A 23,086-nucleotide genomic window follows, 5' to 3' on the forward strand; every position below is an offset into this window, starting at 1 on the left:
CTTATTTTCCTTTCTTCTTGTTGCTCCAACAAGGATTAAATCGATATAATTGTGATTTCTTATAATCATCCGCATATTGATCAGTTTCTATTACTTTTTTCTTGATTTCACGTCTGAAATTCGCTTTATCAATTTGTTTACCAAGTAAGATTTCATACACGTTTCTAGCTTCTGTAATGGTAAACAACTCTGGCAATAATGAGAAAGCAACATCGGTGTAATCTACTTTATTTTTCAATCGGTCAAGTCCCATTAACAGGATATCCAAATGATCAAATGCAAGTGCACTGCCATCTTTTAAACTATCTTTTTTGGTTGTTTTATCGTAACAGATCACATCTTTACCATCTTCTGATACAAGTTTTAAGTATTGTTCCCCATTTTGTACGATAAACCACTTGGCTTCTTTTGCATCATCTCCGGCTACCGGTTCAATATCTTCTTGCGATGTTAAGGCAAGATATGCCGTTGAGATCACACGCATTCTTGGATCTCTGCCAACATTTCCAAACGTATATAGCTGTTCCAGATATACATCTTCTACATTCGTTTCTTCTTTTAATTCACGATATGCGGCAGTTTCAAGATTTTCATCCATATTCACAAATCCACCCGGAATTGCCCAGCAATGCATGAAAGGATGATCTTTTCGTTTAATCAATAATACGCGAAGTTCTTTTTGCGATACCGTGCGCTTGGTTTCAGCCTTTTTATCAATTAATGAAAATATCAGAATATCGACAGTGACAGATGGGCGCTCATAATTGCCAGGTTTGTATGCTTCTAAAAACTCTTGTTCATTTTGACCTTTTGCATTTCTTAATTCTTTATCTCTCATAGCTCTCCTCCAATCATGATGTCATTTTGACTTCATATTTATTTGTTGTCTATATTATAGTGTCATTTTAACCTCATATCAACCTTTTATTTTATTTTTTTGTAGAATTTATAAAATGCCTATGCTATGATGTTAACGAAATTTTTATAGGAAGGATGATAGAATGAAATTAGATATTCGTAAGTTTCAAAAAGAAGATATAGAGGAAGCAATTGCTATATGGAATGATATTGTAATAGATGGTGTTGCTTTTCCTCAGATAGAGCCATTAGATATAAAGAGTGGTATTGACTTCTTTGCATCTCAATCATTTACTGGAATTGCATATGATGAAGATACAAAGCAAATCGTCGGTTTGTATATCCTGCATCCAAATAATGTTGGTCGATGTGGTCATATTTGTAATGCAAGCTATGCGGTAAAAAAAGATGTTCGCGGATATCATATCGGTGAAGCATTGGTATTACATTGTATGAAAACCGCAAAAGATTTACAGTACCGTATTTTACAATTCAATGCTGTTGTGAAAACAAACACGCCTGCATTACAGCTATATCGTAAACTTGGATTTACACAACTAGGCGTTATTCCAAATGGTTTTTTGATGAAGAATGGCTCTTATGAAGACATTATACCTCATTATATAACATTATAAAAATTATACTTCCTTTTATTCACATGTTACCTGCGCCACAAAAAAACAACGCTATGTAGATATTTCAGCGTTGTTTTTATATACAGAATATTGCATAAAGTGGTACTGTCTTTCACAATAGTTTGTCATAAGATATGGGATAAAATCGGTATAAGATGATAAACTACATAAATACTTTATCACACACTATTTTTCACCTTTTTTCACATCCTTTTCATATCGGCCTAAGCTCAGCACCCTCCCTTCTCATAAGATACCATGAGCATAAAGCTCAAAGAAAAGAGGGATATTGTGAATAATTATGATATGAATACATGTAGAAATGACAATCATACATGTAATCAAAATTCACCAAGATTCACAGTCGGTATGACCTATGTTCCTATGCAAGAGTGGACAAACCCTATGCGTATAGAAGATGGTTTTATGAAAGGTACAATTTTTTATGACCTGGATAAACCATTTTGTCCACAGGGAAGGTGATGTATATGAACAGAGTGGAACAGTTACGAAGATTACAAATGATTGATTTTGCGTTACAGGAGGCTGCTTTATTTTTAAATTCACATCCAGATGATGAGAATGCTTTACAGTATTACAAAAAATTCCAACAGTTTAGAACACAGGCGGCATGTGATTATCAAGAGTGCTTTGGACCATTAACAAACAGGGATAATAACGCAAATACCTGGCAATATATTGATGGGCCATGGCCTTGGGAAAGTGAGGCTTAAGATATGTGGACGTATGAAAAGAAATTACAGTTTCCTGTGAATATTAAAAACCCTGATCCTAGTTTTGCGAAAATCGTAATATCACAGGTAGGTGGTCCTGATGGTGAATTAAGTGCATCTATGCGTTATTTAAATCAACGTTATGCAATGCCTTATGATCGTGTTCGTGCCATGTTGACGGATATTGGCACGGAAGAACTTGCACACCTTGAGATGGTTGCGGCTATCGTTTATCAATTAACAAGAAATCTATCCATGGAAGAAATTAAAGCCAGTGGTTTTGATGTTTACTACGTTGATCATACGACTGGTGTATGGCCACAAGCTGCAAGCGGTGCACCATTTACGTCATCTTATTTTCAATCAAAAGGCGATCCAATCGCAGATTTAGTAGAAGATATGGCTGCAGAACAGAAAGCCAGAGTCACGTATGATAATCTATTACGTGCAACAAATGATCCTGATATCATTCAGCCTTTAACCTTTCTAAGAGAACGAGAAATTGTCCATTTCCAGCGATTTGGAGAGGCTTTGGATTATGTTCAAAGTCAATTGGATAGTTGTAACTATTATCAATATAATCCTGCTTTTGATAAGTAGAAAAAATGACAGTAAGCATCTTTTGTTTACTGTCATTTTCTTTTTTGAACACTTAATTAAAGTATACTTATCAAAACTCGACTACTTTCTATAAGTATACTTATCATTTTTCCATAACATTTCCATAGTATACTTTATAAAAAGCATCTTTTACAAAATCCTGCCATCATTACTTATCACAACAACTTCCAACGGAATCTGTTTCCCACTGTTTTTGATTGCTGTTTCTACAGCATATTCCATACCGCCACAACAAGGCACTTCCATACGTACAACTGTGATGCTGCGAATATCATTGTATGTAAAAATCTCTGTGAATTTATCCGCATATTGTACTTGATCTAATTTCGTACATCCAATCAACGTCACTTTATTTTTCATAAACTTTTGATGGAAATTTCCATAAGCATAAGCTGTACAATCTGCCGCAATTAAAATATCTGCTTGATGAAAGAAAGGTGCATTCACTGGTACCAGCTTAATTTGTACTGGCCATTGGCGCAGTTGTGATTCCACATTTGCCACAACACCAATACCCGGCTGCATGGTTTTCATCTGTGATCCAGGACAACCGCTTCCTGTTTTTGCTTTTTGTGCTGCCATAACTGCCGCATGATCATATGCGGGTGCTTCTCTTACCTCAAAAGATATCGCATTGACAGGACATGATGGTAAACAATCACCTAATCCATCACAATAATGTTCATGCATCAATGTCGCTTTTCCATTAACCAAAGCAATTGCACCTTCATGACATGCATCTACACACAAACCACAACCATTACATTTTTCCTGATCTATTTTAATAATTTTTCTTTCCATTGTATCATCCTCCAATTTACATGATGATTATATGAAATTCTTTTGGGCATGTATGTTGTAAAAACAACGAATGAAGTCTAAACTAAAACTATATGGAGGAATGATGATGAATGATCAATTACGAAAAAGTTGTCGATTATTTCAAGGGATAGATACATCTATTTTTACGCAGCTATTAAATGATGCACAGGCTTTTGAAAAAACGTACAAAGAAGGCAGTTATCTTTATACTTATGGGGATGAATTAAATCATATTGGTATCGTTCTTGATGGTGTTGTGCAAATTATCAAGCATGATTACCTGGGAAATATCACAATATTGGGACATTTCTCTACATATGATTTATTTGGAGAATCCTTTGCTTTTAGTAGTCAAAAACTTCAAGTTGATATTTATGCAGAACAAGATTGTCATATCTTATGGCTGCCTATTAAACAGCTGTTGGCACTACCTCAAAAATCTGATGAATATCAAATCATTTTAAAAAATCTCATGATGATTTTATCAAATAAAAACCTTTATCTAACGAGGCGAATTGATGTCATATCACAAAGAAGTACAAAAGAAAAATTATTAACTTATTTATACCAGCAAAAACAGCTTCAACAGCAAAACATCATCACGATTCCACTGAATCGTCAACAACTTGCGGATTATTTATGTGTAGACCGCAGTGCATTATCTTATGTGCTCAGCCAAATGAAAAAAGAAGGAATATTAGATTACCAAAAGAATCAATTTCATCTTTTACAATACTAAGTTTCCTTCTATAACAATCATCAGAAATACTACTGGCTATTTTAAAGCTTCTTTTTCATACCCGTTTCTTGCATTAGAATCGTTCACTTGTATAGGGACTTGATAATGTGTCCATGAAAGTATTCCATTACCGAATTTTCCAGACAGTGTTTAGAAAATATTTGGATATAATTTATAAAGAAAGGAGAGCTTTCGCTCTATATCATTTTATTACCCTATATTTCATTTTTAAAAACGTTTTTTAGAAATTTTTACAATCGTATAAAAAGGGTATAACATACGATACCCTTCTTCATATTTATTTAATTTTTATTGCTTTCTTTTCCGCCTCTATTGCTTTTTTATCTTTTTCCAAACTTTCATCTAATCCGAAAATATAAGCACATACTGCTGATATTACAAATGAAATCAATAATCCGATAAGCATAATCGGAATTGATCCTGTATAAGCTGGTAAAGAAATGATTGCGGGCATTGCATATGTAATTGCTTTTGCATTCATCATCGCTACAAATGCGCCTGATACTCCACCACCGATAATACAAGCAAGTAAAGGTTTTTTAAATCTAAATGCTACACCGTATAATGCTGGTTCTGTAATTCCAATAAATGCTGAAATGAATGCAGAGAATGTAGAAGATTTATTTTCAGCTTTTCTTGCTTTTAAGAATACGCCAAAACACATACCCGCAGCAGCCATTGTCGCTACACAATCTACTGGAGATAACATATCGTAACCAAGTGTACTGAAATTACTTAACTTAATTGGTGTCATTGCCATATGCATACCTGTTAAAATAACAAATGGTCTAGTTGCTCCATCAATTAATCCACCAAGCCATGGTGCAACACCAAACAGCCATTTAAAGCATTCCCCTACACCTATACCTGCATAGTATCCTAATGGGCCAAACAACATAATACTTAATGGTGCCATAATTACTAATGTGATAATTGGAACTACCACAACTCTTAAGTAAGATACTGTATGTTTATAGATAAAACTATATACATAACTCATAATCCATACAGATAACAAAATTGGTATAACCGTTGAAGAATATTTTATTAATGTAACATCAATTCCTAAAATTTTAATAGTTGTACCTGCAGCACCTAAAATTGATGGATACATATACATACCAGCTAATACTACAGCTAAAGTTGTATCCGTTTTGAATTTCTTTGCAGCTGTCACTGCTAACAAAAATGGTAAGAAGTAGAATGTTGCATCACTTGCAGCATTTAGTAAAAGATATAATCCTGACTCATTGCTCATAAAGCCATAAGTTGTGAAAAGTGTTAATAATCCTTTCATAACACCGGCACCAGCAAAGGCTGGAATTAAAGGATTAAAGCAACTAGATAAAACATCAAAGACTGCATTCATTGAAAACCGCTTTTTCTTTGGTTCTTCATCTAAATTTTCATCAATTGCTTCACTTTTTTCTAAATCTGCAAGTTTGCAAATTTCATCATATACTTCAGTTACTGTCTGCCCAATAATTACTTGTAACTGTCCACTGTTTATATTAACTCCCCAAACTCCGTCTAATTGCTGAATATTATCTTTATTCGCTTTATCAAAATCTTTCAAATTAAAACGAAGTCTTGTAGCACAATGCAAGAAATTGGCGATATTTTCTTTCCCTCCGACTTCTTTTAAAATCTGTTCTGCTAATTGTTTATGAGTATTCATACTTTCTCCTCCAATAGATTACTCTAGATCTTTTCCATTAGATTCTATACATTTTTTATACCATGCAAAAGAATCTTTTTTATAACGTGCTAAAGTTCCATTACCAAAATCATCTTGATCTACATAAATCACACCATAACGTTTACTCATTTCATGTGTACCTGATGAAATTATATCAATAATTCCCCATATATAATATCCCTTAATTCCTACACCATCTTTTACCGCTTCTCTCATTTGCTCAATATGAGATTTTAAATAATCAATACGATATGTATCTTTAATTGTGTTATCTTCTTCCAAAGTATCTACAGCACCTAAGCCATTTTCAAGAATAAAAATTGGTTTATGATAACGATCCCACATTTGGTTTAATGAATAGCGTAATCCAATTGGATCCTTTTGCCATCCCCATTCACTAGCTTCTAAATATGGATTTTTACCTGCAATAATCAAATTAGAATTTGTTTTCTCTAATTCATCTGTATTTGCACTTGTAACCAAAGACATATAATAACTGTATGCAACCCAATCACAAGTATTTTCTCTTAAAATTTGTTTTTCTTCTTCTGTAATCTTAATATCTAAGTTGTTTTCTTCATAGAAACGATCCATATATGCAGGAATTTCTCCTAACATAAGCGTATCTGTATAGTAATAGTTTTCATAATTTTCATCTAATACTACCTGCATAACATCTTCTGGTTTACATGTAGCTGGATACGTAGTAAATCTAGCAATCATACAACCAATTTCAGCACTTGGGTCAATCTCTTTTGCACATTTTTTAGCAATGGCATTCGCTACTAATTGATAATGCACACATTGATAACAACTTTGTTTGAAATTTTCTTTTTCTACATCTGGTAACAATCCTGCTCCCATATAAGGAATAAAGATTGTGGCATTAATTTCATTAAATGGCAGCCAATATTTTACACGACCTTTATATCTGGTTAATATTGTACGCACATAACGTTCCCAATATTTTAATATTTCAGGTGTTTTCCAGCCATCTTTATTTTCAATTAGATATAATGGTGTATCATAATGATTCATCGTCACCATTGGTTCTATTCCATATTTTTCTAATTCTGTAAATACATCATCATAGAATTTTAAGCCTTCTTCGTTTGGTTCTTCTTCAATACCAGTTGGATAAATTCTAGGCCATGAAATTGACATTCTGAAACTTTTTAATCCAAGTTCTGCAAATAATTTAATATCTTCTTTATATCTGTGATAAAAGTCAATACCATATCTTTTTGGATATAATCCTGTACCTTTTTCTGCATGAGCTTCTTTCAGCATATCTAAGCTTACAGTTCTTTGTTCATGTAAATCTGTACGTTTTAAATGTGGACGATATGGTTTCATATCACCTAGTGATAAACCTTTTCCTCCTTCTTTCCATGCACCTTCACATTGGCATGCAGCTGTAGCACCGCCCCATAAAAAATCTTGTGGAAAATCTCTCATATTTCATACCTCCTAATGGTTTTTATTTCCTGATTACAGTATAAATGGTATAATAAAAACAGTCCATTCAATGAATTTCCGCTTATTTAGGCATAAAAGTTAATACTTAAAAATTCTAAAATAGAGGTACCCTTATGCAAATGAACAATCGTCAAAGAAAATTAATACAATTATTGTTAAATCATTACTCCCCTATGCATGGTAATGAAATAGCAAGTTATTTGGGATCAACTACAAGAACATTACGCCAGGATATTTTTTATATCAATGATATATTAAAAAAACAAAGCGTAAAAATCAATTCCAGTTCCAGTAAAGGATACTGGATTAATGAATCTGATAAGCATACGATTTCATCTTATATACATATGCAAAAAGATGACTTAATTCCAGCCAATCAAAGTCAAAGAGAAATTGCTACTTGCTTTTATCTTTTAGAGCATGATGAAGATTATGTTAGTATGGGGTTATTAGCGGATTTATTTTATGTTTCAAAAACAACAATCTCAAACACAATAAAAAACATTGAAGATATCATTTCTGCATCAAAAGGTTTAACTTTAAATATTTCATTAAAAAAAGGTTTGTTGCTTACTGGTTCAGAATTTTATAAAAGAAATTTATTTTCTTCTATAATCCTTTTATTTTATGAATTGGAAGGTTCTTTTATCAATCGATATATTCAACAAAAATATGATATCTATCACTGCTTAAATACGCTTTATGAAACTTTGAAGGAATATTATTCCCGCCAAAAAATAATGCTTACAAATAAAAGTTTAATGATTACCATTTATGAATTAATTATTGTTTCACATAGAATACAAGAAAAAAAGTATCTTCATTCTTTAGAACATATTCATACTGGCCCTGATATGTTTCCATTTCATGAAATAGAAATTCAATTAAATATGTCTTTATCAGAAAATGATCGTATGTATTTAAATCAATTATTAAGCAAGAAAAGAACGTATTCTCTCGATGATAAACTAAATACATCAAATGATAAACCTGATATGGTCACACAAGAATTTTATGCAGAAGTATTAAAGAAATTTCATTTAGATTTAAATCCTCAGAAAAAGCTAACAGAGCATATCAATACAATGATTTATTATCATCAAACAACACATGCTGAAAATTTCAATAATAATGATATTAAAGTAAGTCATCCTTATGCTTATGAAATTGCCTGTCTTATGAATCCCATTATAGAAAAATATACACAGCTTCCTTTATCATTAAGTGAATTAAATTCATTAACAGCTCGTATTTCTGTTATTTTAGACAATAATATTGAAAAATTCAATGTTATCATTCTTACAAATCAAAGCACAAGTATGACTGAACTATTAGAATCTAAACTTCAATTATATTTCAGCCAGCTTTTAAACATTATTGGCATTTATCCGCTCTATCAAATATCCACATTAAATATCAATTCCACAATAGATTTTATTTTATCAACATCCCGAGAATACACTTCTGATTGTTGTGATATCATATATATCAGCTCTGTACTAAGTACAGAAGATCTTACACAAATCGTAAAACACATTAATCATCATCTGCCTTCTGTATGTGGATGAAAAAACGGTATGATTCTATTTTCTAAATCATACCGTTTTAATTTATTTTTTATATAATATCATAGCTTCATAAGCCCTTAACTGCTTACCATCCATCGCCTCATAATTATGTAATAACACCTGCATTCCTTCTATATCCATATCTGGAAATGCACAAGGTTTCTCAAAGAAATTCGCAATCACCACGAGCTTTTGATTATTCCAGTTTCGCTCATATGCAAAGATTTGATCACTAGTATCCAATAAATGATAATCTCCCTGTGAAAATATTTCCATTTCTTTACGCATCTGGATTAATTTTTGATATGTATAAAATATAGAATGCTTATCCTTTAATGCCTGATCTACATTTATTTCATGGAAATTTGGATTCACACACAACCATGGTTCATGTTTAGAAAAGCCAGCATATTCACAATCACTCCATTGCATTGGGGTTCTTGCATTATCTCTACCCATTAAATGAATAGAGTGTATGATTTCCTCTTGTGTATATCCTTCTTCTAAACGCTCTTTATACATATTCAATGTTTCAATATCACGATAATCCTTAATATCCGATAACGCAATATTGGTCATACCGATTTCTTCACCCTGATAAATATATGGAGTGCCTTTCATCCCATGCAATACCATTGCCAGCATTTTTGCGCTTTCTACACGATATTTTCCATCATTTCCCCAGCGTGATACAATTCTTGGTAAATCATGATTATTCCAGAATAATGAATTCCATCCAGTTCCTTCTAGCCCATACTGCCACTTGCTAAGTACCTCTTTTAATTCTTGAAAACGTAAACCCGTTACATCCCATTTTGGTGTCTTTGGCTGCTTATCTAATTTCATATGTTCAAATTGAAATACCATACTCAATTCACTGCCATCAGGATTGCTGTACTGTTGTGCTTTTTCTATATCTGCACGCCAAGCTTCTCCCACCGTTAACAGATTTGCTTTCCCAAAGGTTGCCGCATTCATTTCTTTGATATAAGTATGTAATTTAGGCCCGTTTTCACGAATCATCTGCATTGGCTCTTTTCCAATTAATTCAATCATATCCATGCGGAAACCACTGATTCCTTTATCAATCCAGTTGTTCATCATCGCATAGATTTCCTTTCGCATCTTTGGATTTTTCCAGTTTAAATCCGGCTGTTTCTTACTAAAGAAATGTAGATAATATTGCCCACATGCTGGCACATATTCCCATGCGCTTCCTCCAAAATCACTCTTTAAATCATTAGGCAGTACGCCTTCCTCGCCATCTACCCAGATATAATAATCGTGATATGGATTATCTTTGGACTTCTTTGCTTCTTTGAACCATATATGTTCATCACTGGTATGATTTACGACCAGATCCATAATGATTTTGATATCCATTGCATTTGCCTTTTCTAATAATTCATCCATATCCTGCATGGTACCAAATTCTTTCATGATATCGCAATAATCTGATATATCATATCCATTATCATCGTTAGGTGATGCATAGACCGGGCACAGCCAGATAACATCAGTGCCTAACTTTTTAATATAAGGTAAGCGTGAAATAATCCCTTGAATATCCCCAATGCCATCATCATTACTATCTTGGAAACTGCGTGGATAAATCTGATAGACAACTGCTTTTTTCCACCAGTCTTTTTCTAATTTATTTGTTTTCATCTTCATACTTTCTGGCAAATGCTGTTTTTGATAATATACATGTTACGATAAACACAACAATTACATCTACAATCATCAGAATACCAAAATATAACATACTGGTTGGCTGCATAGAAAGGATTGCAGGCAAGCCACCAACTCCAACACCGTTTGCCAATACACCTAAACTCATGGCGATTAAACCAGTAATACCTGAGCCAATAATGGCACCTACAAATGGATAGAAGTATTTTAAATTAACCCCAAACATTGCTGGTTCTGTGACTCCCAGATAACCAGAAATATATGCAGGCACTGCGATTTCTTGTACGGCTTTGTTTTTCTTATGGATATATGCGAATGCAAATACGGCAGTTGCCTGTGCAATATTACATAAAGCAACGATTGGGAATGTGAATAATCCCTGACCACTTGCGGCAATCTGAATATCAATAGGAAGCATTGCGTGATGCATACCTGTAATAACTAATAATGGATACAACATTCCATAAATACCGCCAAATAACCATCCAAATGAACTATTGAAACCAGCCATAATGACATCACACATAAAGTTACCAATTGCCCAGCCAACTGGTCCTAATACTACATGCGCTATTAATACAGTTGGTACGACTGAACAGAACGGTACGATAATCATAGAAATTGCATCTGGTGCATGTTTCTTAAAGAATCGATAGATATACACAAACGCAAATCCTATTAAAATTGCAGGGATAACTTGTGACTGGTATCCCACCATTCGTACAGTTGTAAATCCAAAATCCCAATAAGGTACATCTTCTGCGGCAGTAGACATCAATGCCCCTGCGCTTAATAATTGTGGTGATACAATCGTGATACCAACAATGATTCCAAGCATTTGATCAACGTGCATTTTTTTACAGATAGACCATACGATACCAACTGGAAGAAAGTTAAAGATGGCATCCCCAATCAGCCATAAAAATGAATCCACACCATTCCAGAATTGTGATATTTCTACTAATGTTTTTGTGCCTTCTTCAAAGAACTTAATAGAATCAATAATGTTACGGAAACCTAAGATCAAACCTCCACAAATAATGGCAGGAATGATTGGCGCAAAGATTTCCGCAAGGTTTGCTAATGCTCTTTGTAGAAGATTCATGTTATTTTTTGCCTGCGCTTTTACTTCTTCTTTTGTGGCTTCACTTAAATGTGTATAGGCAATGAACTCTTCATAGAAGATGGATACTTTGTTGCCGATAATAACCTGAAACTGTCCACCTTGTGTAAAGCTTCCTTTGACAGAAGCAAGTGCTTCAATCTTTTTGACATCAGCTTTTGACTGATCTTTTAACGCAAATCTCATACGAGTTGCACAATGTGTTACGGAAACGATATTTTCTTTTCCTCCGACGTATTCTGTTAAGGATGCGACATCCTTTGTAAATTCTGACATATCTTTTACCTCTCTCTTTTCTACTTGTACGTACATGTTATCTTAAGCGATTACATTATATCTTGTACGTACATGTTTGTCAACACCAATTCTAATTTTTATTTTTTTATGATTTTTCACATAATATTCGCAATATTTTCATTTTACGTATGATAAAAGCACGCTGTTCTCTTGCGTGCTTTTTTATGATAAAACCAATCTATATTATGCAATTTAGCTTTTCCAGTATCTCTTTATAATAATCTACCCAATCCATTCGCCCATTACTTTCAAATATAGATATAAAGTATTGTATCCGACTCATCAATTCATCTTTTGTGATTGACACACGATAATTATCATTTTCAAAGAAATCATCCTCCAGCCAGTTATAAAGTTTATATGGTACCTGATTTTTATCCAAGCCCCATTCATAAACCTCTAATGGGCCAAATGACTTCGCTGATATCAAAACTGTATCGCCATTATTTGAAGGAATGAAATCTGCTTTTGTGATATTCCAGCGATCAATAAATATGTAATCTTTGTTCATAACTAACGTCTTTTTGCGATATCCATATATTCAAATTCTTCTGGATGATGATGTGATTCATTATACTGAAATAATCGCCCATCTTGTAGATATCCATAACTTGTCAAAACGATAACCGTATTATAATCATCTAAATCCAGCATTTCATAATCCCGTGCATCTGCCTTGGCGGCACTTAATTTACGTGATGCGAAACCAATGCTCAAATTTAGTTTTTGTTCAATATAATCATAGACGGAACGCTGTGCATCTTCTTTTGTTAAATCAGGAATTAATGAAATGGGGAAATAATCTTCATCTAAAATCATACGTTTTCCATTGATACTACGCACTCTGATTAAATGATAGATTTCTTCATCCGGGTGTATTTGTAGACATTCCGCAATATCATTGCCTGCTTGGATTTTCTCTAACAGCTTGATATCTGTTTGACTGTCTTTTTCATGTTGTTCTTTAAAAGAATCTAGTGTCATCACTGGAAATTCAAAATCTTTATTGCGCAAAACAGTAGTAGCTTTACCCTGTGCCCTTATGATGAAACCATCTTCACTTAAATGCTGCAGTGCTTTTCTAACTGTATCTCTTGAAACATCATAAATCGCCATTAGTTCTTTTTCAGAAGGCAGTTTATCATCAGGCCATGCTCGATCCTGAATCTTTTTTAATATTTTTTCATATAATATCTGATGCTTTGGCTTCATAATATCTCCTTCCATCTTAAACAAATAAATTCATCGTTTGCTTTTTCATTATACCATAATTCTATATGTATTTCTGAGTTTTTATTTCATCATTATTCTATGCTAACAATGCAACTTACCCCCTGTTTTATACCACTTGCATATTGCACAACCCCACTTAGCAGCTGCCATCTTGTAGCTGCTTTTTTCATGTTGTAAAGTAAGGTCACATAAAGGAGGAAGAAATAATGAACGTTATGGAAGTGAATCATTTAAAGAAAGATTATGGGAAAATACATGCAGTACAGGATATAAGTTTTCATGTGGAAGAGGGTGAATTATTTGGTTTTTTAGGTGTCAACGGAGCTGGTAAATCAACCACGATCCAGATGTTATGTACTCTGTTTACACCAAGTGGTGGAAGTGCGAATATCTGTGGATATTCTCTAGGAAAACATAATCAGGAAATCAGAAAAAGGATTGGCATAGTATCACAACAGAATTGTCTGGACGATGCTTTAACAATTAAGGAAAACCTGATGATTCGTGGATCTCTTTATGAACAAGATTCAAATAAACTAAAGGTACGCCTCCAGGAAGTAAGTGATCTTTTGAAGCTCGATGAAATTCTATATCGACCATTTCAAAAGTTGTCAGGTGGACAGAAAAGAAGATGTGAAATCGCAAGAGCGCTCATGCATTCTCCAAAGATTTTATTTTTGGATGAACCAACCACCGGTCTTGATCCTGCGACCAGACAATCCGTTTGGCACTGTATTGATACCTTGCGCAAACATACCAACATGACTGTTTTTCTTACCACACATTATATGGAAGAAGCCGCACAGGCAGATCATATCGCCTTGATTGATCATGGCTTGTTGATGGAGTATGGCACTCCTTATGAGTTGAAGGAAACCTATGCAAAAGACAGACTTGTTTTGCATTCACATCAAATCAAACAACTGGAAACCATCCTTTCCACACTACCATATCCAAGTCAAAAAGATATCCAGCATATCACGATCTCACTTCCTCATACAAAGGATGCCATAGAAATTCTGGATAAAGTAAAACCATATATCAACGGCTTTGAGGTACTACAAGGAACCATGGATGATGTGTTTCTGCATGTTACAGGGAAAACATTAAAGGAAGAAGGTGAAACAAATGTTTGCATTTAAACAATTAATAAAACGTAATTTATACTTATATTTTCGTGATCGTTCTGCCGTACTTTTCTCTTTGTTATCCGTCTTTATCGTAATTCTTTTAATGCTTGTATTTTTAGGTGACATGAACAAGAACGAACTGGTACAATTGATTAATCATCTACATGGTACCATAAGTGATGCTGATGCTAATCATATTATCGTGATGTGGACGATCGCAGGTATCCTAAGTGTGAATGCTTTTACCATACCTGTCACTATGATTGGTATGTATGTGAAAGATAAAGAAGATCATAAACTGGAAAGCCTGTATACAGCACCAATATCCCGAAGTATGATTACCAGCTCTTACCTTGTATCTTCCATCATATGCAGTATGTTAATGAGCCTGTTAATCCTGCTGTTATCTTACCTTTATGTATCCTTCAGCGGTTACTCCTTTCTTACCATATCTTCTTTGTTCACTGTATTATTCTATTTAATAATTGATATCATGGTATCTAGTGCATTGGTACTATTAATTGCCCAATGGGTAAAAAGTGATCGTGCCTGGGGAGCTTTCTCAACTCTTGCAGGTACTTTGATTGGCTTTGTGGGTGGGATATATCTGCCAATGGGCTTACTTCCACAATTTGTACAAAATATTTTAAAAGCGATGCCATTTATTCATGAATCTGCGCTATTGCGAGATGTCTTTACCACTTCTTCGCTTCAACAAGCCTTCCATGGTTTACCAGATGCAGCACTTCAAGGCTATCAAGAGGCCATGGGTATCATCATTTACATTCAGAACCATCAAGTTTCCAATACCATAACAATCTTTGGCTTATGCCTTTGTGGTATAATAGCATTAATCATATCCACATATTTACTACAGAAACGTAGTCGCTTTGATTGTTAGGAGGAGCATATGAAAATCATCATTGAGGAGAAAGCATCAAAAGATGAAGAAGATACAATTATTATTCGCTGCGATACATTAGATGATTCGATTATGAAACTGATCCATCAACTAAAATCAAAAGACGAATTATTAATTGGCACAGCAAATGAAAAGATTGCCCGCATACGACCACAGGATGTTTATTATTTTGAATCCGTGGATCATAAAGTATTTCTATATACAGAAAAAGATGTGTATGAAATTAAACAAAAACTGTATGAAATAGAAGATACTTATCAGGGAATGGATTACTTTCGTGTATCAAAGTCTGTGATATTGAATCTTAGTAAAATTCAGCATTTATCCCCTGTTTTAGGAAGCCGGCTGGAGGCAACCTTATTAAATGGGGAAAGAATTATGATATCCAGACAATATGTTGCGGCATTAAAAGTGCTGTTGGGAATATAGGAGGTCATCATGGAAAAAATCAAAGAGATATTATTTACCTTTGCCTGTGTCACAACCATGGTTTTAATTGGTTCTGCGACATATATTACAATATTTTGGAAGGATGCCGTTCTTGATTCTAATATCTTATGGCAGTTGATCTTTACTGATATTTTATGCAGTGTTGGCAATGTACTTTATCCTAAAGAATGCAAGAGTAAAAAACAATTGTATATATTAATAGGCATTCATTATCTTTATATCAATGTGATTGTATTAGGTGCAGGTTTCTTTTTTGAATGGTTTTCACCAGACAATCTTTATATGATATGCAGCTTGTTATTTATGATTGCGGTAATCTTCCTTACCGTTAGCCTTTTATTGCAGTATTATTATAAGAAAAAAGCAGAGGTCATGAATGAGCGGCTTCAGGAATATATAAAAAAGAAAAACAAATGAAAAAGCAGGTGCCTTTTGAGGTTTTCATATCAAGGTACCTGCTTGGTTTTATATTGTTGAATAACTCCTAAAAAAGCCTTTCCATATCGTTGATATTTCACTTCCCCAACGCCGCTGACCATCAACATTTCTTCCTTGTTTACGGGCTGTTTCACACTCATATCATGAAGCGTTTTATCAGAGAAAATGATATATGGTGGCACATGTGCTTTCTTTGCTAATTCCATTCGACATTCCCGCAAGCTTTCAAATAAAGTCTGATCCACAATTGTTTCTTGTTTCTTAGTAATGCTGTGTTTTTGTTCCTTCATAATTTTCATCAAATATGGTCTATCTTGATGTAGTATAGAATCATCCCCCACACTTATGATTGCATATCCATCCTGACTTTGTTTCAGAACCCCCTGATATAATAAATCATCCATCATTTGATAAATATAAGCTTTGGAATGTTTTTTCAATGATCTATAGCTTTCATTATGATCCAGATGATAGCTTTTTATTTTCGCATTTGCACTGCCTCTTAATATATCAGTGATCATAGTTCTCCCAAAACGTTCTCCACTGCTTTTGATACACGCCACAACCTGTAGTGCATCCTGTTTGATATCCTGTTCCTCATACTGACTCAAACAATTGGAACAATTCCCACAATACCCTTCGCTTTGTTCACCAAAATACTTCAACATATAGTGGCGTAAACATCCAGAAATCGTACAATAAAACGTCATAGATTTTAATCGCTCTTTTTCCTTTGCCTGAAGTTTCGCACGCATATCTTCATCCATATCTTCCTGCATATGACTTTGTTCAATTAAAAACAAATTGGTATGCACATCCTTTGCGCCATAAAGTAAGATACAATCTGCACGTTCTCCATCACGTCCTGCACGACCTGCCTCCTGATAATAGCTTTCCATGTTTTTCGGCATATGATAATGCATAACGTAACGAACATTTGATTTATCGATACCCATACCAAAAGCATTGGTCGCCACCATTATGGTTTTACGATCATATTGAAAATCATCCTGATTCTTGGAACGTTCTGATTCACTTAATCCCGCATGATATCGTGTTGCCTGAAAGCCATCCTTGTTTAAACGTTCGCAAACTTCTTCTACACTTTTTCTTGTTAGACAATAAACAATTCCACTTTGATTTTTATTCTCTTTGACATAAGACAACAATGCCTGATACTTATCTTTTGGCTTTTCTACCGCAAAGTAAAGATTTTTTCGATCAAATCCTGTTGTAATTTCAAATGGCTGTTTCATATCCAATAACCGAATGATATCTGCTTTTACCTCTGATGTGGCTGTGGCAGTAAAGGCGGATACAATTGGGCGTTTTGGCAGTTGTTTTAAAAAGCTTTGTATCTGAAGATAATGTGGGCGGAAATCCTGTCCCCACTGACTGACACAATGTGCTTCATCTACACATACCATGGCGATATTCATCTGTTTTGCGAATGCTAAAAATTCATCATTTAGTAATCGCTCTGGTGCCACATAAATGATTTTATAGGTATATTGCTTTGCCAGTTGTAACGCTTTCTGATATTGAGCAAATGTTAACGAGCTATTGAAAAAAGCTGCACGTATGCCGTTTTCATTTAATGTCCCAACCTGATCTTTCATTAAGGAGATCAATGGTGATATCACCAAAGTAATACCTTCCATCATTGCCGCAGGTACCTGATAACAGATAGATTTACCTGCACCTGTTGGCATAATTCCCAATACATCTTTTCCCTGCAGAATGTTTGTGATCAACTCTTTTTGTCCTTCTCGAAAGGCGTCATATCCAAAATATTTCTTTAACGTTTCTATTTCATTCATTTGACACATTCCTGTTTGATGAACCCTAACGCAATCAGTGCTTTTTCCACACCATCTTCTAATGCCTCACAGCTGGTGTACATCACATGTTTTGATAACTCTGGATTCTCTCCACCAATCAACACACTGTTAGAAATATATTCAAACATTGGCATATCATTATTACTATCGCCAAATACGAAACAATCTTCTTTATCTACACCAAGCTTTTCACAAACAAATTGAATACCTGTCGCTTTGGAATAACCTTTTGGCACAAACTCACAGCGATCAATTCCTCGATTGATATACGTAAAATAAGCACCCATTTCATCTACAAATGCCTCTTTTTGAGATATATCTGGCATACAAACGAATAATTTACTAAACGATTTATGCTCTGTAGTATCCGGTAATATAGTTATCCCGTTTTCTTTATATCTTGTTATCATGTTTATCAAATCTTTATGTTGAATATGATCACTTATGTATAGGCAGTCTTTACCTTCATAAAATGCTTCACTATGATATTTATTCATAATATTTTGTATTGTTTCATGGTCTTTCTCATCCACAGCTTCATCTAACCAGATTTCATCATGATAGGTAATATAGGTTCCACAACCTAAAATCATGCCATCAAAAGGCCAGTCATAGATTTCTGGATCCACAATACCTTTTGTACGTCCGGTATTCACAAATAATATATGTCCTTGTTTTTTTAATTCCTGTAATGCACGCATGGCACTTTCAGGAATTTGTTTTGTTGTATTATGTACCAATGTCCCATCATAATCAAAAAAGAAAATTTTTTTCTGCATATCCTTTTCCTCCCGTTTTCCGCTTTATTATATCTGATATTGAAGCCAAAAGAAAGGACTAAGAAAAACTTAGCCCTGTAGCATATCCAAACGATTATTTACTTCATCGAATTTACGATAAACATCCACAAATTCATCACAAAGTATTTTAAATGCCTCTGCACTCATCAACTGGTCTTGTGCATGTGTAAGTAAAAGATTTAACTCTACACGTTCTCCACCTGCTTCTGTTTGTACCATTAACTGGTGAATACGATGCCCCTTCGCATACATTTCATTTCCTTTTTTTAACAGCTCGTTGCAGGCTTCATAATTCCCGCTTTTTGCTTCCTGAATTGCTTCAATATAATAATTTCTTGCCTGCCCAACACTTGAAATGATTTCCAAAATATCCAGCTCTGATTGACTCATACAAATGCATCTCCTTCACATGAAATAATTGTAACATATATGAAGCATTAAGGCACCCAGGATTTCAAAAACTTTTTTACTTTTTGTGTTTACTTATAAAATCCGTACACTTAGTAGGTATCATTATTTTCTTAATAGAAGATATAAATTATCCCCAACTCTTCTAGAAAAAAAGTTAGAATTCAGATATTTCATACCATTATTCTAACTCATTTATTAATTAAGAACTAAAAACTTTTTTTACTTATTAAGTCTTTACACCTCATATGCACCATTTTTTCTCAGTAGTAGAACTTTATAGTATAGTTATAAGCATAAATAGCTTAAGTTATATTCCCTTGATAGTTAATACAAATCATTTTTTTATAGTTTTGATTCAATAATTTTTTTAGCCTTTTCTGGCTGATCAATCCAACATATATAATTCTTTCCATCATTTGTAAATATTGATAATGACGGATTCAATCCTTCAGATTTAATATTAATCTCCTTAATATCATTAAATGATAAGGTGAAATCTACAATGCCTCGTTTTACTAACATTCCTTTACCCATTAAATTTTCATCATTAATTTTTAAATACCAAGTTTTTCTCTTATTTATAAAGCTAAATAGTATTGCCGCAAACAATATAGCTATGAAACCAATTCCAAATAATATCATTTTTTGACTACTACTTATTCCACTCGGCCCACTAACATACAGACTACTTCCAATTGCTGTACTAGTAAATCCCTGTCTTGTCTTTACCATTAATGCAATCCCTATACAAACGATACCTAAAATCAATAATACTAAACTTAATAATAAATAAACCATTCTCATTTTCTTTGGTGCACCCTTATGCTGAAATAAAACATCTTTCATACTTATAATCTCCTTTTCCCTGAATACATTCGTATATTTAAGCTTTATGATCACAAACTATATGCAACCATATGGTAGCTTTTTCAATATGATTATACTTCCAAATGGTAGCATTAGTCAAGAGGTGATTTTATTGTATTTTAAAAGAATAGAAGATTTAAGAATTGATAATGACCTAACACAACAAGATATTGCAGATATGTTACAAATCCAGCGTGAAGTTTATCGAAGATATGAAAAAGGTTATCGAACGATTCCTATAGATTATTTAATGAAATTAGCTGATTTTTATCATACTAGCATAGACTATCTCGTTGGGCGAATTAACAAAAAATGATATAGTTATTTTTTAATTATATCTATTCTTGCTACTATTTTCATAAATTTTTATTGCGATTTATAATCATGTTTATAATGAAGATTCTGAAAATGTTATCAAATTATAGAAAAAAAGCTAAAATTATCCTAAATCTTAGCTTTTTTATGATACTATTCATTATTCCTTTATCTCTTGCACCTCCGCATGCGTATTGGAATTATACGAATTAAATGATATCATACCAACCACCATCAAAATTAAATTTACTACAAGAAATCCAATCAATATTCCAATAATGATTTTCAATATCAATTTAGACCTTCTATTTTTTATCGCAAATTGTTCATTGATACGAATCAACTGCTCTGTTATTTCATTTTTATCTTTTTCATCATACATCCTTTGCCCTAATAATTCACCAATGGATACTTCCAAAACTTCTGCTATTTTCACTAGCATATCTGAATCAGGCACGGATAAACCTTTCTCCCATTTTGACACTGTTTGTCTTACAACATGTAATCGTATTGCTAATTCTTCTTGTGAAAGACCTCTTTGTTTTCTTATTGCTTTTATATTTTCATTTAACATCATTATTATCTCCTCTTTCTCGAATTTATTATATATATCTTTCTTAAATGTCACAAGCAACAAAAATTAACATATGTGAAACAACTCTCGCAACATGAAGTGTACTTCATATTTTTGTTGACAAAAATGATTTTCAGAAGTAATATAGAAGCAGTTCAACATGAAGCTAGCTTCACATCAAAAGAAAGGGGATAGATATGAAAACAAAAATCAAAGAAATGCGAATCAACGCTAAAATGACACAAAAACAATTAGCCGATCTCGTTAATGTTTCATCGAGAACAATCATTTCTATTGAAAAAGAGCAATACAGCCCTTCACTTATGCTTGCTTATCGATTAGCACAAGTTTTCAATACAAGTGTTGAGGAATTATGTTGTTTAGAAGAAAATAAAAGAATAGAAGATCGAGAGATTATGTATAATCAGGAGGATATCATATGAAAATTAGAAATCAAAAACATTTTGTAACTGCTATTATTATGGAAATAATTGCGATAGTTTGTCTTATCACTTTTTTATACAACCAAGAAACTCGTTATATCTTAGCATTTCTATTAACTTTTATATATGGAATAATTAGCTTTTATAATTCATCAAATAGAAAAGGAAGCATAGAAGTGGCTTCAAGAAACATGGATGAGCGAGATATTTTACTTGTGATGAAAACTGATAAAACCACTTTGCGAATTTTAAATTATATACTACTTGCCGGAAGCTTAATATCCATTGTACTTTATAGTTTATATCATTCAATTATTTATATTACTTTGATTATTACTTTTACTGCCATTATGTTTATACAGTTAGCAATTTTATTTTTTGTAAATATCTATTATGAGAAACACGCATAACAGTTTTGATTTTCAATTAATATAAAAGATAAAGAGGTGATATCCATGTTAAAAGAAAATGATAAAATTGGTATCGTCGCATGCTCTAATGCATTACCAATACAAGCAAAAAGCAGCATTCATGAATTAGAAAAAATACTGAAACGCCATCAGCTAGAACCAGTATTTTCTCAATATATTTACCAAACAAAAGATTTATACAGTGGCACTGGTCAACAAAAGGCGATGGCACTTATGGACTTCTATATGGATCAGGATATAAAAGCAATTTTTGATATATCAGGCGGGGATATGGCAAATGAAGTATTAAGCTACCTTGATTTTGATATAATCAAAGAAAATCCTAAACCTTTTTTTGGATACAGCGATTTAACTACGATAATCAATGCTATATATACAAAGACGAATCAGTCTGCTTATTTGTATCAATTAAAAAATTTGATAAAAGAAAACAAGATTAATCAACAGAAAGATTTCTTTTCTACCATGCTAGAAGAAACTGACAATCTAATGGATATCCCCTGGACATTCCATCAAGGAAGTGAAATTAATGGAATTGTTGTTGGTGGCAATATACGATGCTTCTTAAAACTTGCCGGTACGCCATATTTTCCTGATCTGCAAGATAAGGTTTTGTTTCTAGAAAGCTTTGGTGGTGAAGCACCTCAGATGATTACTTATTTCCATCAGCTGAAACAGATGGGAGCATTTGATAAAATATCTGGTCTATTACTTGGTACTTTCACAAAGTTTGAGGAAAATAATCATTCTGATATCGTAAAACTGATTCAGCCGATTATTCATAATTCCAACTTACCGATTGCGAAAACAAATCTTGTAGGGCATCATAGTGACTCTAAATGTTTGATTATAGGCAAAGAAATTCATATAAAAAACTGAATGATTATTATATAAAAGAATTAAGAGAACATAAATCGCCTTTTTACTTGAAAGATAAAAGAGG

27 protein-coding genes are annotated in these 23,086 nt (G+C 33.3%); 14 read left to right on the plus strand and 13 right to left on the minus strand.

Annotated elements, in window-relative coordinates:
• Position 1 precedes the first annotated feature (1 nt).
• Entirely contained in the window at positions 2–838 is an 837-nt protein-coding gene (locus DW761_RS00740; protein ID WP_117516131.1) for an NUDIX hydrolase, read from the minus strand.
• A gap of 163 nt (positions 839–1,001) precedes the next feature.
• Here DW761_RS00740 and DW761_RS00745 point away from each other — a divergent pair, with 163 nt between their 5' ends.
• From DW761_RS00745 to DW761_RS00760, 4 genes are all read left to right on the plus strand, one after another.
• On the plus strand, positions 1,002–1,493 hold the full coding sequence (locus DW761_RS00745; RefSeq protein ID WP_117516132.1) for a GNAT family N-acetyltransferase: 492 nt from the start codon (positions 1,002–1,004) through the stop codon (positions 1,491–1,493).
• 291 nt (positions 1,494–1,784) lie between these two features.
• Positions 1,785–1,976: a spore coat associated protein CotJA gene (locus DW761_RS00750; RefSeq protein ID WP_233512992.1), complete on the plus strand. Its 192-nt coding sequence runs from the start codon at positions 1,785–1,787 to the stop codon at positions 1,974–1,976.
• A 5-nt stretch (positions 1,977–1,981) separates the two neighbouring features.
• Positions 1,982–2,227: a spore coat protein CotJB gene (locus tag DW761_RS00755; RefSeq protein WP_233512993.1), complete on the plus strand. Its 246-nt coding sequence runs from the start codon at positions 1,982–1,984 to the stop codon at positions 2,225–2,227.
• A 3-nt stretch (positions 2,228–2,230) separates the two neighbouring features.
• On the plus strand, positions 2,231–2,827 hold the full coding sequence (locus DW761_RS00760) for a manganese catalase family protein (RefSeq protein WP_117451269.1): 597 nt from the start codon (positions 2,231–2,233) through the stop codon (positions 2,825–2,827).
• A gap of 150 nt (positions 2,828–2,977) precedes the next feature.
• Here DW761_RS00760 and DW761_RS00765 read toward each other — a convergent pair whose 3' ends face one another.
• The gene (locus tag DW761_RS00765) at positions 2,978–3,649 is read right to left on the minus strand and encodes an ATP-binding protein (RefSeq protein WP_117516134.1); all 672 of its coding nucleotides are present in this window, start codon (positions 3,647–3,649) and stop codon (positions 2,978–2,980) included.
• A gap of 106 nt (positions 3,650–3,755) precedes the next feature.
• On the opposite strand from DW761_RS00765, the gene DW761_RS00770 reads away from it, so the two are divergent.
• Positions 3,756–4,409 (plus strand): Crp/Fnr family transcriptional regulator, encoded by a 654-nt coding sequence (locus DW761_RS00770; RefSeq protein WP_158553721.1) that lies wholly within the window; start codon positions 3,756–3,758, stop codon positions 4,407–4,409.
• A 298-nt stretch (positions 4,410–4,707) separates the two neighbouring features.
• Here the strand turns inward: DW761_RS00770 and DW761_RS00775 are convergent, their stop codons facing one another.
• Positions 4,708–6,108 carry a PTS transporter subunit EIIC gene (locus DW761_RS00775; RefSeq protein ID WP_117516136.1) on the minus strand — a complete coding sequence of 467 codons (1,401 nt, stop codon included), beginning with the start codon at positions 6,106–6,108 and terminating at the stop codon, positions 4,708–4,710.
• Between the two features lie 18 nt (positions 6,109–6,126).
• A complete protein-coding gene (locus DW761_RS00780; RefSeq protein ID WP_117516137.1) occupies positions 6,127–7,587 on the minus strand; it encodes a glycoside hydrolase family 1 protein in 1,461 nt (486 codons plus the stop codon).
• 134 nt (positions 7,588–7,721) lie between these two features.
• On the opposite strand from DW761_RS00780, the gene DW761_RS00785 reads away from it, so the two are divergent.
• Positions 7,722–9,176: a BglG family transcription antiterminator gene (locus DW761_RS00785; RefSeq protein ID WP_117516138.1), complete on the plus strand. Its 1,455-nt coding sequence runs from the start codon at positions 7,722–7,724 to the stop codon at positions 9,174–9,176.
• 42 nt (positions 9,177–9,218) lie between these two features.
• Here the strand turns inward: DW761_RS00785 and DW761_RS00790 are convergent, their stop codons facing one another.
• The 4 genes from DW761_RS00790 to treR all read right to left on the minus strand — a co-directional run bounded on the left by DW761_RS00790 (position 9,219) and on the right by treR (position 13,500).
• Entirely contained in the window at positions 9,219–10,844 is a 1,626-nt protein-coding gene (locus tag DW761_RS00790) for a glycoside hydrolase family 13 protein (RefSeq protein WP_117516139.1), read from the minus strand.
• On the minus strand, positions 10,831–12,267 hold the full coding sequence (gene treB / locus DW761_RS00795) for a PTS trehalose transporter subunit IIBC (protein ID WP_117516140.1): 1,437 nt from the start codon (positions 12,265–12,267) through the stop codon (positions 10,831–10,833). Before treB ends, DW761_RS00790 begins: the two co-directional genes overlap by 14 nt.
• Positions 12,268–12,466: 199 nt before the next feature.
• Complete coding sequence (locus DW761_RS00800) at positions 12,467–12,799, minus strand: hypothetical protein (protein ID WP_117516141.1); 333 nt, start codon at positions 12,797–12,799, stop codon at positions 12,467–12,469.
• A gap of 2 nt (positions 12,800–12,801) precedes the next feature.
• A complete protein-coding gene (gene treR, locus DW761_RS00805; RefSeq protein ID WP_158553722.1) occupies positions 12,802–13,500 on the minus strand; it encodes a trehalose operon repressor in 699 nt (232 codons plus the stop codon).
• 227 nt (positions 13,501–13,727) lie between these two features.
• Between treR and DW761_RS00810 the strand changes: the two genes are divergently transcribed.
• The 4 genes from DW761_RS00810 to DW761_RS00825 are packed head-to-tail and all read left to right on the plus strand — an operon-like array spanning position 13,728 to position 16,440.
• On the plus strand, positions 13,728–14,663 hold the full coding sequence (locus DW761_RS00810; protein WP_117516143.1) for an ABC transporter ATP-binding protein: 936 nt from the start codon (positions 13,728–13,730) through the stop codon (positions 14,661–14,663).
• Positions 14,650–15,552 (plus strand): ABC transporter permease, encoded by a 903-nt coding sequence (locus DW761_RS00815; RefSeq protein WP_117516144.1) that lies wholly within the window; start codon positions 14,650–14,652, stop codon positions 15,550–15,552. The genes DW761_RS00810 and DW761_RS00815 overlap by 14 nt, the downstream gene beginning before the upstream one ends.
• Positions 15,553–15,561: 9 nt before the next feature.
• Positions 15,562–16,002 carry a LytTR family DNA-binding domain-containing protein gene (locus tag DW761_RS00820; protein ID WP_117516145.1) on the plus strand — a complete coding sequence of 147 codons (441 nt, stop codon included), beginning with the start codon at positions 15,562–15,564 and terminating at the stop codon, positions 16,000–16,002.
• Between the two features lie 9 nt (positions 16,003–16,011).
• The gene (locus DW761_RS00825) at positions 16,012–16,440 is read left to right on the plus strand and encodes a DUF3021 family protein (RefSeq protein WP_117516146.1); all 429 of its coding nucleotides are present in this window, start codon (positions 16,012–16,014) and stop codon (positions 16,438–16,440) included.
• 29 nt (positions 16,441–16,469) lie between these two features.
• Here DW761_RS00825 and recQ read toward each other — a convergent pair whose 3' ends face one another.
• The 4 genes from recQ to DW761_RS00845 all read right to left on the minus strand — a co-directional run bounded on the left by recQ (position 16,470) and on the right by DW761_RS00845 (position 20,359).
• A complete protein-coding gene (recQ, locus tag DW761_RS00830) occupies positions 16,470–18,281 on the minus strand; it encodes a DNA helicase RecQ (protein ID WP_117516147.1) in 1,812 nt (603 codons plus the stop codon).
• On the minus strand, positions 18,278–19,081 hold the full coding sequence (locus DW761_RS00835) for an HAD-IIB family hydrolase (RefSeq protein ID WP_117516148.1): 804 nt from the start codon (positions 19,079–19,081) through the stop codon (positions 18,278–18,280). Before DW761_RS00835 ends, recQ begins: the two co-directional genes overlap by 4 nt.
• A gap of 69 nt (positions 19,082–19,150) precedes the next feature.
• Complete coding sequence (locus DW761_RS00840; RefSeq protein ID WP_117451238.1) at positions 19,151–19,492, minus strand: PTS lactose/cellobiose transporter subunit IIA; 342 nt, start codon at positions 19,490–19,492, stop codon at positions 19,151–19,153.
• 363 nt (positions 19,493–19,855) lie between these two features.
• A complete protein-coding gene (locus DW761_RS00845) occupies positions 19,856–20,359 on the minus strand; it encodes a hypothetical protein (protein ID WP_117516149.1) in 504 nt (167 codons plus the stop codon).
• Positions 20,360–20,420: 61 nt separating this feature from the next.
• Here DW761_RS00845 and DW761_RS00850 point away from each other — a divergent pair, with 61 nt between their 5' ends.
• Entirely contained in the window at positions 20,421–20,696 is a 276-nt protein-coding gene (locus tag DW761_RS00850; protein ID WP_233512994.1) for a helix-turn-helix domain-containing protein, read from the plus strand.
• A 159-nt stretch (positions 20,697–20,855) separates the two neighbouring features.
• On the opposite strand, the gene DW761_RS00855 is transcribed toward DW761_RS00850, so the two are convergent.
• Complete coding sequence (locus tag DW761_RS00855) at positions 20,856–21,272, minus strand: helix-turn-helix domain-containing protein (protein ID WP_233512995.1); 417 nt, start codon at positions 21,270–21,272, stop codon at positions 20,856–20,858.
• Positions 21,273–21,466: 194 nt separating this feature from the next.
• Between DW761_RS00855 and DW761_RS00860 the strand changes: the two genes are divergently transcribed.
• The 3 genes from DW761_RS00860 to DW761_RS00870 are packed head-to-tail and all read left to right on the plus strand — an operon-like array spanning position 21,467 to position 23,022.
• Positions 21,467–21,712: a helix-turn-helix transcriptional regulator gene (locus tag DW761_RS00860; protein ID WP_117516150.1), complete on the plus strand. Its 246-nt coding sequence runs from the start codon at positions 21,467–21,469 to the stop codon at positions 21,710–21,712.
• Positions 21,709–22,122: a hypothetical protein gene (locus DW761_RS00865; protein WP_117516151.1), complete on the plus strand. Its 414-nt coding sequence runs from the start codon at positions 21,709–21,711 to the stop codon at positions 22,120–22,122. The genes DW761_RS00860 and DW761_RS00865 overlap by 4 nt, the downstream gene beginning before the upstream one ends.
• A 45-nt stretch (positions 22,123–22,167) precedes the next feature.
• Positions 22,168–23,022, plus strand: coding sequence for a S66 family peptidase (locus DW761_RS00870; RefSeq protein WP_199485567.1), 855 nt, complete (start codon positions 22,168–22,170; stop codon positions 23,020–23,022).
• Positions 23,023–23,086 lie beyond the last annotated feature (64 nt).

This window comes from Absiella sp. AM29-15 (assembly GCF_003434225.1).
Lineage (GTDB): Bacteria > Bacillota_I > Bacilli_A > Erysipelotrichales > Erysipelotrichaceae > Hoskinsella > Hoskinsella hominis.

What these genes read in the sequence shown, in the direction of transcription:
- DW761_RS00740 (WP_117516131.1), bottom strand. Translation starts at nt 838, where the DNA reads ATGAGAGATAAAGAATTAAGAAATGCAAAAGGTCAAAATGAACAAGAG.
- DW761_RS00745 (WP_117516132.1), top strand. Translation starts at nt 1,002, where the DNA reads ATGAAATTAGATATTCGTAAGTTTCAAAAAGAAGATATAGAGGAAGCA.
- DW761_RS00755 (WP_233512993.1), top strand. Translation starts at nt 1,982, where the DNA reads ATGAACAGAGTGGAACAGTTACGAAGATTACAAATGATTGATTTTGCG.
- DW761_RS00760 (WP_117451269.1), top strand. Translation starts at nt 2,231, where the DNA reads ATGTGGACGTATGAAAAGAAATTACAGTTTCCTGTGAATATTAAAAAC.
- DW761_RS00765 (WP_117516134.1), bottom strand. Translation starts at nt 3,649, where the DNA reads ATGGAAAGAAAAATTATTAAAATAGATCAGGAAAAATGTAATGGTTGT.
- DW761_RS00770 (WP_158553721.1), top strand. Translation starts at nt 3,756, where the DNA reads ATGAATGATCAATTACGAAAAAGTTGTCGATTATTTCAAGGGATAGAT.
- DW761_RS00775 (WP_117516136.1), bottom strand. Translation starts at nt 6,108, where the DNA reads ATGAATACTCATAAACAATTAGCAGAACAGATTTTAAAAGAAGTCGGA.
- DW761_RS00780 (WP_117516137.1), bottom strand. Translation starts at nt 7,587, where the DNA reads ATGAGAGATTTTCCACAAGATTTTTTATGGGGCGGTGCTACAGCTGCA.
- DW761_RS00785 (WP_117516138.1), top strand. Translation starts at nt 7,722, where the DNA reads ATGCAAATGAACAATCGTCAAAGAAAATTAATACAATTATTGTTAAAT.
- DW761_RS00790 (WP_117516139.1), bottom strand. Translation starts at nt 10,844, where the DNA reads ATGAAAACAAATAAATTAGAAAAAGACTGGTGGAAAAAAGCAGTTGTC.
- treB (WP_117516140.1), bottom strand. Translation starts at nt 12,267, where the DNA reads ATGTCAGAATTTACAAAGGATGTCGCATCCTTAACAGAATACGTCGGA.
- DW761_RS00800 (WP_117516141.1), bottom strand. Translation starts at nt 12,799, where the DNA reads ATGAACAAAGATTACATATTTATTGATCGCTGGAATATCACAAAAGCA.
- treR (WP_158553722.1), bottom strand. Translation starts at nt 13,500, where the DNA reads ATGAAGCCAAAGCATCAGATATTATATGAAAAAATATTAAAAAAGATT.
- DW761_RS00810 (WP_117516143.1), top strand. Translation starts at nt 13,728, where the DNA reads ATGAACGTTATGGAAGTGAATCATTTAAAGAAAGATTATGGGAAAATA.
- DW761_RS00815 (WP_117516144.1), top strand. Translation starts at nt 14,650, where the DNA reads ATGTTTGCATTTAAACAATTAATAAAACGTAATTTATACTTATATTTT.
- DW761_RS00820 (WP_117516145.1), top strand. Translation starts at nt 15,562, where the DNA reads ATGAAAATCATCATTGAGGAGAAAGCATCAAAAGATGAAGAAGATACA.
- DW761_RS00825 (WP_117516146.1), top strand. Translation starts at nt 16,012, where the DNA reads ATGGAAAAAATCAAAGAGATATTATTTACCTTTGCCTGTGTCACAACC.
- recQ (WP_117516147.1), bottom strand. Translation starts at nt 18,281, where the DNA reads ATGAATGAAATAGAAACGTTAAAGAAATATTTTGGATATGACGCCTTT.
- DW761_RS00835 (WP_117516148.1), bottom strand. Translation starts at nt 19,081, where the DNA reads ATGCAGAAAAAAATTTTCTTTTTTGATTATGATGGGACATTGGTACAT.
- DW761_RS00840 (WP_117451238.1), bottom strand. Translation starts at nt 19,492, where the DNA reads ATGAGTCAATCAGAGCTGGATATTTTGGAAATCATTTCAAGTGTTGGG.
- DW761_RS00845 (WP_117516149.1), bottom strand. Translation starts at nt 20,359, where the DNA reads ATGAAAGATGTTTTATTTCAGCATAAGGGTGCACCAAAGAAAATGAGA.
- DW761_RS00850 (WP_233512994.1), top strand. Translation starts at nt 20,421, where the DNA reads ATGCAACCATATGGTAGCTTTTTCAATATGATTATACTTCCAAATGGT.
- DW761_RS00855 (WP_233512995.1), bottom strand. Translation starts at nt 21,272, where the DNA reads ATGATGTTAAATGAAAATATAAAAGCAATAAGAAAACAAAGAGGTCTT.
- DW761_RS00860 (WP_117516150.1), top strand. Translation starts at nt 21,467, where the DNA reads ATGAAAACAAAAATCAAAGAAATGCGAATCAACGCTAAAATGACACAA.
- DW761_RS00865 (WP_117516151.1), top strand. Translation starts at nt 21,709, where the DNA reads ATGAAAATTAGAAATCAAAAACATTTTGTAACTGCTATTATTATGGAA.
- DW761_RS00870 (WP_199485567.1), top strand. Translation starts at nt 22,168, where the DNA reads ATGTTAAAAGAAAATGATAAAATTGGTATCGTCGCATGCTCTAATGCA.